Source organism: Idiomarina sp. UBA4206 (genome assembly GCF_002383015.1).
In the GTDB taxonomy this organism is placed as follows: domain Bacteria; phylum Pseudomonadota; class Gammaproteobacteria; order Enterobacterales; family Alteromonadaceae; genus Idiomarina; species Idiomarina abyssalis.
The window spans coordinates 6,383-16,109 of sequence record NZ_DFTS01000020.1; the positions used below are offsets into that span (position 1 = coordinate 6,383).

The 9,727-nt window shown below is 45.8% G+C and carries 12 protein-coding genes; 9 read left to right on the forward strand and 3 right to left on the reverse strand.

Annotated elements, in window-relative coordinates; translation table 11 throughout:
• The 9 genes from B3180_RS04340 to B3180_RS04380 form a co-directional block, all read left to right on the forward strand.
• A partial coding sequence (locus B3180_RS04340; protein ID WP_286843249.1) for a penicillin-binding transpeptidase domain-containing protein occupies positions 1 to 544 on the forward strand: 544 nt, incomplete at its 5' end.
• Positions 531 to 1,649, forward strand: a complete 1,119-nt coding sequence (rodA, locus tag B3180_RS04345) for a rod shape-determining protein RodA (RefSeq protein WP_199494434.1) — start codon at positions 531 to 533, stop codon at positions 1,647 to 1,649. The genes B3180_RS04340 and rodA, both read left to right, overlap by 14 nt.
• Before the next feature lie 13 nt (positions 1,650 to 1,662).
• Positions 1,663 to 2,634, forward strand: coding sequence for a lytic murein transglycosylase B (gene mltB, locus B3180_RS04350; protein ID WP_278355641.1), 972 nt, complete (start codon positions 1,663 to 1,665; stop codon positions 2,632 to 2,634).
• The gene (locus B3180_RS04355) at positions 2,621 to 3,448 is read left to right on the forward strand and encodes a septal ring lytic transglycosylase RlpA family protein (protein ID WP_199494432.1); all 828 of its coding nucleotides are present in this window, start codon (positions 2,621 to 2,623) and stop codon (positions 3,446 to 3,448) included. Before mltB ends, B3180_RS04355 begins: the two co-directional genes overlap by 14 nt.
• Before the next feature lie 62 nt (positions 3,449 to 3,510).
• Positions 3,511 to 4,668, forward strand: a complete 1,158-nt coding sequence (locus B3180_RS04360) for a D-alanyl-D-alanine carboxypeptidase family protein (RefSeq protein WP_199494431.1) — start codon at positions 3,511 to 3,513, stop codon at positions 4,666 to 4,668.
• 12 nt (positions 4,669 to 4,680) lie between these two features.
• On the forward strand, positions 4,681 to 4,947 hold the full coding sequence (gene ybeD, locus B3180_RS04365) for a DUF493 family protein YbeD (RefSeq protein ID WP_054487085.1): 267 nt from the start codon (positions 4,681 to 4,683) through the stop codon (positions 4,945 to 4,947).
• 44 nt (positions 4,948 to 4,991) lie between these two features.
• A complete protein-coding gene (gene lipB, locus B3180_RS04370; protein WP_054487083.1) occupies positions 4,992 to 5,657 on the forward strand; it encodes a lipoyl(octanoyl) transferase LipB in 666 nt (221 codons plus the stop codon).
• Entirely contained in the window at positions 5,641 to 6,609 is a 969-nt protein-coding gene (gene lipA, locus B3180_RS04375) for a lipoyl synthase (protein ID WP_278358355.1), read from the forward strand. The genes lipB and lipA overlap by 17 nt, the downstream gene beginning before the upstream one ends.
• A 15-nt stretch (positions 6,610 to 6,624) precedes the next feature.
• Positions 6,625 to 7,017 (forward strand): MAPEG family protein, encoded by a 393-nt coding sequence (locus B3180_RS04380; RefSeq protein ID WP_199494430.1) that lies wholly within the window; start codon positions 6,625 to 6,627, stop codon positions 7,015 to 7,017.
• Positions 7,018 to 7,033: 16 nt separating this feature from the next.
• Here B3180_RS04380 and B3180_RS04385 read toward each other — a convergent pair whose 3' ends face one another.
• The 3 genes from B3180_RS04385 to B3180_RS04395 form a co-directional block, all read right to left on the reverse strand.
• On the reverse strand, positions 7,034 to 8,149 hold the full coding sequence (locus B3180_RS04385; protein ID WP_278358354.1) for a peptidase: 1,116 nt from the start codon (positions 8,147 to 8,149) through the stop codon (positions 7,034 to 7,036).
• Positions 8,150 to 8,160: 11 nt separating this feature from the next.
• Positions 8,161 to 9,045: a lipoprotein NlpI gene (nlpI, locus tag B3180_RS04390; protein ID WP_271331546.1), complete on the reverse strand. Its 885-nt coding sequence runs from the start codon at positions 9,043 to 9,045 to the stop codon at positions 8,161 to 8,163.
• A gap of 124 nt (positions 9,046 to 9,169) precedes the next feature.
• Positions 9,170 to 9,727, reverse strand: a 558-nt coding sequence (locus B3180_RS04395) for a S1 RNA-binding domain-containing protein (protein ID WP_286843254.1), incomplete at its 5' end; no start/stop codon positions are given.

The following is a 9,727-nucleotide window of genomic DNA, read 5'->3' on the forward strand; positions in this document are numbered from 1 at the left end:
CGGTATAGGTCAAAGCTACTGGACGGCAACCCCAATGCAATTGGCGGTAGCTACCGCAATAGTTGCAAATAAAGGCGAACACCTGGTTCCTCGTCTACTGAAAGGCAAAATACAGGACGGCGAATTTGAAGAGGCGTTAATTACTCATCGCGAACCTTTAAAGTTAAAGGACAGTAATAACTGGGAAATCATTACTAAAGCAATGCGTAACGTTAACATGGAGCAAAAAGGAACAGCGCAGTCTGCCTTTAAAGACGCCCCCTATTCATCCGCGGGAAAAACAGGGACTGCTCAGGTAAGAAGCCTGGGACAAGAAGAAGAATACAATGCCGAAGATATCGCAGAACGCTACCGGGACAACGCCATGTATGTCGGTTATGCACCAGCTGATGACCCCAAAGTTATTGTTGTGGTAACCATTGAAAACTCTCTGGGTGGCGGCGGAAGCGTGGCAGCTCCGGTCGCAAGAAAAATGCTTGATCTTTGGCATACTCGCTTTAATAACGGCAATAAACAGCAGGAAAATACTAATGCTGACGACTGAAGAGCGCCAACGCAATCCGTTACTAAAGAAGCTCCACATTGATGGACCGCTTCTTCTCCCTTTGATCATCCTGTCGATTGTCAGCCTCTTTGTTATCTACAGCGCTGCAGGTCAGGACATTGATGTTGTAAAAAGACAATCCGTTCGCATTGGTTTGTCATTTGTCGTCCTTTTCATCGTTGCGCAAATTCCTCCCCGCGCTCTGTCACGTTTTGCAGTGCCTGCTTTTATTGTGGGAGTACTGTTACTAATCGCAGTACTTGCTTTTGGCGAAATGGGAAAAGGCGCACAACGCTGGTTGGATATTGGCCCGTTAACCATACAACCGTCAGAGATTATGAAGTTAGCTATGCCACTAATGTTGGCCTGGTATATGAATCAGCGTCCCATTCCGCCTTCAATTTACCGGCTGTTTGGGGCTTTAGTTCTGGTTATTATTCCCACTTTACTCATTGCTCGACAGCCAGATTTAGGGACATCCCTACTCGTAGCCTGCGCAGGAATTTTCGTCATTTTCCTCGCCGGACTCAGTTGGAAGCTTGTCACCACTGCAGGGATTACAGCTGCCGCTTTTACGCCGGTTCTCTGGTTCTACCTTATGCACGACTATCAGCGCCAACGCGTATTAACTTTTTTGAACCCTGAGCGCGATCCTCTGGGTTCCGGTTACCACATTATCCAGTCAAAAATAGCCATCGGCTCTGGTGGCATAGATGGCAAAGGCTGGTTGCAAGGCACGCAGTCTCAGCTAGAGTTTTTACCTGAACGCCATACGGACTTTATTTTCTCAGTGTTTAGCGAAGAGTTTGGGCTTACCGGCGTTATCCTTCTGCTTGCCCTCTATGGCTTTGTTATTTTGCGAGGCTTAATTATCGCTCTGCAAACACAGGATATTTTTAGCAAACTCTTGGCGGGCTCTTTGACACTAACTTTCTTCGTTTATGTTTTTGTAAATATTGGTATGGTTTCAGGACTCTTACCTGTGGTTGGGGTACCATTACCTTTAATCAGTTACGGGGGCACCTCAATGGTGACGCTGATGGCCGGGTTTGGCATTTTGATGTCCATTGCGACCCACCATCGCCTGGTAATGAAAAATGGCTAAACAGGGGATTCCTATGCGCGCTTTATTTGGGTTAGCTTTGCTTACCGCGACAACCAGTTTTTATGCAACGGCTCAACAGCAGTCGAGTGAAGTTGAAGATTTTATTCAAGAGCAGGTTCAAGAACATCAGCTTGATGAAGACAAAGTTCGTCAATGGCTTTCAAAAGCCAACAAAAATGAAGAAGTGCTTGAAGCAATCCAGCGCCCATGGGAAGCCAAACCCTGGTATCAATATTACCCTATTTTCCTCACGGAAAAACGTCTTGAGTCGGGCGTTAAATTTTGGCGCGAACATAAAGATACGCTTGAGCGCGCTGAGCAAGAATATGGCGTTCCGGCACAAATCATCGTTGCTATAATTGGCGTTGAAACCTTTTATGGTAGTTATATGGGCAAATACTCTGTCCTTGATTCACTTTACACTTTAGGTTTTCACTACCCTCCCCGTTCAAAATTCTTTCGCTCTGAACTTGGTGAATTTTTCCAGTTAGCCTCCGAAGAAGGCTGGAACGTCAGTGAAGCCAAGGGTTCATATGCAGGTGCCATGGGGTTCGGACAGTTTATTTCGTCCAGTTACCGCCACTATGCCGTCGATTTTGATGGCGACGGTCAGCGAGACATTTTAACCAATCCGGTCGATGCCATAGGCAGTGTCGCGAATTACTTTGCGAAGCATAAATGGCAACAAGGGCAGCCTGTTGCTCAGCCACTTGATGAATCGCAAAACTGGAAAGACCTGGTCAGTGACGGTATGAAGCCAAACCTAAAGCGCTCTGATATAGAAAGTAAAGGCTATGACCTTCCATCTCACAGCGCAGTCAATGAAGAGACTAAAGTGCGAGTTTTCGAGTTTGAAACCGAACAAGACCATGAATACTGGTTAGCGTACGATAACTTCTATGTTATTACGCGATATAACCATAGCCCTTTATATGCGATGGCCGTCTATCAGTTTAGTGAGCAACTGAAGAATGAAGTGGAATAGCTTATTGATATTACTGCTGAGTACCTTTCTGCTCAGCAGTTGCTCAAATTCGCCAACGGGTCGCTACAGTCAACACAAAGACAGCGCCCCCACCCGGCTACCTAACGAGTCGGAACTGCGTAATGCCGTTCCTGTTCACGAACCTATTAGTCCTCAAGGCAACCGTGACTACCGGGTACTGGGTAATGACTATGAAGTCATGGAAAGTGCAGCAGGCTATGTCGAGGAAGGTTACGCTTCCTGGTACGGCAATAAGTTTCACGGGCACCTGACTTCTAATGGCGAGTATTATGACATGTACAGCATGTCCGCTGCGCATACACGCCTGCCTCTGCCAACCTACGTTAAAGTCACTAACCTGAGAAATGACCGTAGCGTTGTGGTCAGAGTGAATGACCGCGGTCCGTTTCATCCGGAACGTATTATCGACTTATCCTTCGCTGCAGCCTATAAACTGGACATGTTAGACAGTGGCACAGCTCCGGTCAAAATTGAGGCTATAAGTTTGAATACTCCCATGCCTGCGGCACAAAAAACAGCCGCAGAAAACCGACCTGATTACCTCATTCAATTAGTGGCATCGTCAAACCCTGACCGTTTATCGCAATTAAAACACGACTTACCGCCGAAGTTTCAGGAGATTGCAACTACTGAACAAAGTCATGGTCTACATAAATTAATGCTGGGTCCGGTTTCAGAAGATGACAGCTACGATTTGCTGGAGCAAATACGGTCTTCAGGATACCCGGAAGCTTTTCGCGTAAAGGCAGCGCAAAGTCAGTCCGATACTCCTGACGCTAAGCATCAGAACTGATATAATCCGGCCCCATTACGCACTCGATTCACCTTTTGACCGATAAGATAAAGATAATTCCAATGAAAAAAATTTGTCACCTTTTTACAGTTGTAACCCTATTATTCAGCTCAGCAAGTTTTGCGGCCCAGTCATTGGTTCCCAATGCGCCGTCAATTAACGCCAAAGCTTACATACTTATCGATCACACCACGGGTAAGGTGCTGGCCGAAGGTAACTCTGCTGAGAGCCTTCCTCCTGCAAGCCTGACCAAAATGATGACAAGTTATATCATTGGTAAAGAAATACTTGCCGGCCGTATTAGCTCAAACGACATGGTTACCATTAGCGAAAATGCCTGGGCAAAGAACTTCCCTGAGTCCTCAAAAATGTTCATTGAGGTTGGCAAAGAAATCAGCGTGGAAGACCTGAATCGCGGCATTATTATTTCGTCAGGTAACGATGCCTGCGTGGCTATGGCTGAGCATATTGCCGGCAGCGAAGACGCATTTGCCGACTTAATGAATAACTACGCTGAACAAATTGGCATGAACGACAGCCACTTCTCAAACAGTCACGGTTTACCAGACCCCGATCAGTACGTTTCTGCTCGTGACATGGCGACGTTAGCCAGTGCTTTAATTGAAGAAACGCCGGAAGAGTACGCACTTTATGCGGAGAAGTCGTTCACCTTCAACAACATTAAGCAGTACAACCGCAACTCATTACTCTGGGACCGCAGCTTAAACGTAGACGGCATAAAAACAGGACATACCAACGAAGCAGGTTATAGCCTTGTCTCATCTGCAGTTGAAGACGGCACACGTTTAATTGCTGTGGTAATGGGGACTAACAGCGAACAGGCCCGTAAAGTAGAAAGTAAAAAGCTGCTTAACTACGGTTTCCGCTACTACGAAACCGTCAAAGCCTATAGTGCTGGTGAGAGCTTTATTTCTCATCGCATTTGGGGGGGAGACCTTGACGAAGTTGAGCTTGGAATCAGTGAAGATGTGGTCATTACTTTACCGAAAGGTCAGCGCGACAAACTGAAAGCTAACTTTGAACTTGATCAGCAGTTGCAAGCGCCATTATCAAAAGGCCAGCATGTTGGAACAGTCTACCTTCAGTTGAACGATGAAGATGTCGCATCTTTCCCGTTAGTGACTCTGCAGGCAGTTGAGGAAGGCGGTTTCTTCAAGAAAATTATGGATTATATTAAACAGCAGTTTAGTGAAGAATAAAGGTTAAGATAGATGCAAAAGACACGCTTTGATGAACTGGTAGACTTCCCTTGTCACTTTACTTTTAAAGTGATGGGGGTTGCCAGTGCCAGCCTTCCTGATCAAGTTGTCGAAGTTTTACAGGAGCATGCTCCCGGTGATTATTCTCCTTCGGTAAAACCTAGCAGTAAAGGCAATTATCATTCGGTTTCTGTCGCTGTGCGTGTAGAAAGTCAGGAACATATTGAAATTCTTTATCGATCGTTGTCAGATATTGACGACGTTCGCTACGTTCTGTAGTTGCAAGACTAGCCGTTGTTCTAGACAAACGTTATAATGACGGCATGAACGATACCTTAATTATTCGTGAATTAGGCAGGCAGCCATACGAACCCGTATGGCATGCTATGCAACAATTCACCGACCAGCGCGACGAACACACTGCAGACGAGCTGTGGGTGGTTGAACATGACCCTGTGTTTACCCAAGGGCAGGCCGGAAAGGCCGAGCATATTCTGGCTCCCGGCGATATTCCCGTTATTCAAGTCGACAGAGGTGGGCAGGTAACCTACCACGGCCCGGGTCAGGTTGTTATTTATTTTCTTCTGAATATTCGTCGCCTAAATTACGGTGTCCGCCAGTTAGTCAATCAAATTGAAAACACGGTTATCGGGACTCTTGCCGATTACCGTATTGATGCTCAAGCTCGACGCGATGCTCCGGGTGTCTATGTTGGTAATGATAAAATTTGCTCGTTAGGGCTGCGTATTCGTAAAGGCTGTTCTTTCCACGGGTTGGCGTTAAACGTCAATATGGATATGGAACCCTTTGCCCGGATCAACCCTTGTGGGCTATCGGGCATAAAAATGATTCAAACCAAGGATCTCAATGGTCCTGAAAGCTTTAGTGAAGCCGCTAATGCAGTGATAAAACACTTCACTAGTTCAGTTTCCTACAGCAACATTCTTCAACAAACGGGACTCGCTCAAGATTATGTCAAAGCCAGTTAGAGTTGAACCTGGTGTCAAAATGCGTGACGCCGATAAAATGGCACTGATACCAGTACAAATTATTCCCACAGAACGCGACCAGATGTTGCGTAAGCCGTCGTGGTTGAAGGTGAAGCTCCCTTCTTCAACTGAGCGTATTGATGAAATTAAGCAGGCTATGCGCAGCCATGGCCTGCACTCTGTTTGTGAGGAAGCTTCCTGTCCAAATTTACCGGAATGTTTTAACCACGGTACAGCCAGCTTTATGATTCTGGGTGATATTTGCACGCGTCGTTGTCCATTCTGCGATGTTGCTCATGGTCGCCCTCTTCCGCCGGACCCTGAAGAAGCTGAAAAACTGGGCAAAACGATTCGCGACATGAAAGTGAAGTATGTCGTTATTACCTCAGTTGATCGTGATGATTTACGCGATGGCGGGGCTCAGCATTTTGCCGATTGTATTCGTGAAATACGTAAACACAGCGAAAACAATATTCAGGTTGAAGTACTTGTACCGGACTTTCGTGGCCGTATGCAAGTAGCGCTTGATATCCTGAAAGATGAAGCGCCTGATGTGTTCAACCACAACCTTGAAACTGTGCCGCGCCTTTATAAAGCAGCTCGTCCGGGTGCAAACTATCAGTGGTCTTTAGATTTGCTGCAAAAATACAAAGAGGCTCGTCCTGATATACGCACTAAATCAGGGCTGATGGTTGGCCTTGGCGAAACCAAAGAAGAAATACTGGAGGTTATGAAAGACCTCCGTGCGCATGATGTCGACATGTTGACTATCGGCCAGTATTTACAGCCTAGCCGCCACCATATTCCGGTTGCCCGCTATGTTCACCCGGATGAATTTGAAAAGCTGCGCGTTGCAGGTGTTGAAATGGGCTTCAGCCATATTGCCAGCGGTCCGCTAGTACGTTCTTCTTATCATGCCGACTTGCAGGCAGCGGGTGAAACTGTACGTTAATTAGGAAGCTTGACCATGAGCCTTTTACTGTGGTGTTTACTCATTGCCGGAGTCTTGCCTATTTTAGCCAAGGCTCCTGTGGTTTATTTTCAGAATCGCGACAACGGTTACGACAATAAACATCCCAGAGCTCAGCAACAGCGCTTACTTGGGCGAGGCGCCCGCGCTGTTGCAGGTCATTACAATGCCTATGAAGCTTTCCCGTTATTTGCTGCTGCAATTCTAGCTGCTATAGCCACTTCTCAGGTAACCGAAAGAATTGAGTTTCTGGGCGTTTCATTCATTGTGTTAAGAGTGCTTTACCACATTGCGTACTTGAGCAACTACGACAAGTTACGTTCGCTCATCTGGTTTCTGGCAACACTTTGTCCGGTGCTTATCCTGGCTCAAGTAGCGCTCTCTGTATAGTCTTCTTACACGGCAGTTATTGATGTTTCCGCAATAACTTCAAATAAAGCTCTGGCCATAGTCCGGTATTGTGCTGCTCCATCGCCGTTTTGACATTTACCGGACGCCAAGCTTGTTTATCACTAATAGCATTGCAGGTGTCAGCTTTAAAAAGTCCTATATCGCGACTTTCCGAGCTGCCCAGGCGCCACTTCTCCCCTTCTTTCTGGGCTATTTCTTTCCATGAAGGTATTTCACTTTTCCATGGTAAGTTGTCATAGATGTCCCGTATTTGATCGCTGGAATAGTACTGAGCGTGGCCGGAAACAATAATATTTAAGCTTTCATGCTCATAATGGCCGTTGCAAAATTTCCGGGCCAGAGACTCCGACATGGCATACTCATCGGCAAACCCCAGCCAATGGCCCAGCTCATGTTGAATAACTTTTTCTGAGCTATCGGGGGTCAATGTCAATGTCTGACTGTCGGCGCTCGCAATGCCCTTATCAGCCAATATCACTGTTCTGTCAGCCACTTTATCTGAACGACAACTTGCCCTGCCTCGCTCATCACCAATAGAGCATGATAATTCCTCGTCCAGAGCCCAACCGATGCACCAGTTACTGGTCGTAAAAGGGGAGTTTTTTACTGCCGATAAAAAATCAAGGTAGCGCTTTTTTGCGCTTTGATTAGCCGCTATCACTTTAATACTTATATCGCAGTTATCATTTTTCTGGTAACGCTCAAGTAACGCAAACTTTTGCTTTAACCAGGGTTCATCGGCACTTTGCCAACGGTGCTGCCACTGTCCTATTGAAATGTTATCGTCTGTCAGTTCAGTCATTGCAACTTGCCGCTTAGCGGTAGGGTTACCAGCAGCGACAGCCAATTTTAACCAGTCGTCGTTAGCTTTAGGAAAAGCAAGAACTAAGCTCTCGATGGCAGGAGAATACTTTTGTTTGGCAGAGCGCTGCCACCAGTAATGAGCGGCAGTGCGATTTTTGTCTTGCCAATAACGGTTAGCTAATTGATATTGCGCTTTCGCATTTCCTTTATGCGCAGACCAGTTCAATGTTTGCTGTGAATTAAAGACTTGATGAGACCCGCTACTTATAACCAAAAAAGCAGAAAGTACTAACAGCCGTCCTTTCATCAAATGGCTCTTTACCGGTTTAATAACGCGTGACGAATACGCGTTAACTCAACCGACGCATAACGGTGCTCAACAAACTCATAAACATTCGTCATTAAAGCCAGTTTAAAATAATTCATAGCTTCCAGCTGATCACCTTTTATCTGCATATACTTCCCCAAATAAAAGTAAGCTTCACATAAACGCTCTGTCAGTTTTTCAGAATCACCCAAGTTACGGGTCATACGTTCTAAAAAAGCCTCTTTAGAAAGCTTATCCGCATACAGTTGCGTAATCTGATAACCCCATTCGCTTTTATCAAGCTTTTCAGCATTTTCTTCCAGACTAATCTGCGCCTGCTCCGGATCATTTTCATATTCCGCTAAAAATAGCCAAATAACCCGGTAAGGGTCTTCCGGTTCTTTCTCCAAGTGATACTCTAAGTCTTCCTGAGAAAGCTCGGTTCTTGCATCGTAGTACTCAGCTATTCCTCGATTCAAATAAGCGTAACGATGCTCGGGATCCAACTCAATTGCTGAGTCAAAAGCTTCATACGCATAATCGAATTCTTCTAACTGTGTGTATTGAATACCTAAAAAATTATAGGCATCCGCTAGTCTCGGGTTATATTCCAACGCACGAGTGAAATCCATTCTGGCCAGAGTCCTTAGTCCGACAGCATCGTATAGGGCGCCACGGCGATAATATAGCTCTGCTCGTTGTTCCTGGGTTAAATCCTCTCCCAACATCTGAGCAATACGCGCGAGCTCTATTTCATAACGAAATTCTGCGCGCTCAGGCTCTGCAAGCACAACATTGTCCGGCAATTGATTAACTGAATTTTGCGACGCACACCCGGTCAACGCTCCTAACAACAAAAGAGCTCCGATGAATGCACTACTTGTTCGCACCTGCATAATATTTCCTTTGAATAAACCTATAGCTCTATTACAGCACACTCGAAGCCAAACAGGCAAAAGCCAGACATAAAAAAACCCCGTTTAAACGGGGTTTTTAACAAAGCTTAGAGAATCTTTACGATTATTCTTCGCTTTTGTTTTCGTCTTCAGCAGCTGGTTCTGCAGGAGCTTCAGTTGCTGGCTCTTCTTTTTTCTCAGCAGCTTCTTTCATGCTTAGACGGACACGACCCTGGCGATCAATTTCCAGTACTTTAACCGGAACGACATCACCAACTTTCAGGTATTCGTTTACGTCATTAACACGTTCTTCTGCAATTTGAGAAATATGAACTAAGCCGTCTTTCCCTGGTAACACAGTAACAAACGCACCGAAGTCTACGATACGCGCTACTTTACCCTGGTAAATTTTACCTACTTCAACATTAGCCGTTAACTGCTTGATTTTCTCAATAGCAGCGTCGGCATCTGCCTGATCGCTTGCTGCAACTTTAATGGTACCGTCATCACCAATCTCAATGTTGGTATTGGTTGATTCGGTCAGCTCACGAATGACCGCTCCACCTTTACCGATAACGTCTTTGATCTTGTCCTGATCAATTTTGATAGTAGTAAAGCGAGGCGCATAAGTAGAAAGCTCTTCACGGTGACCGCCAATGGCTTCGTCCATCACTTTCAGAAT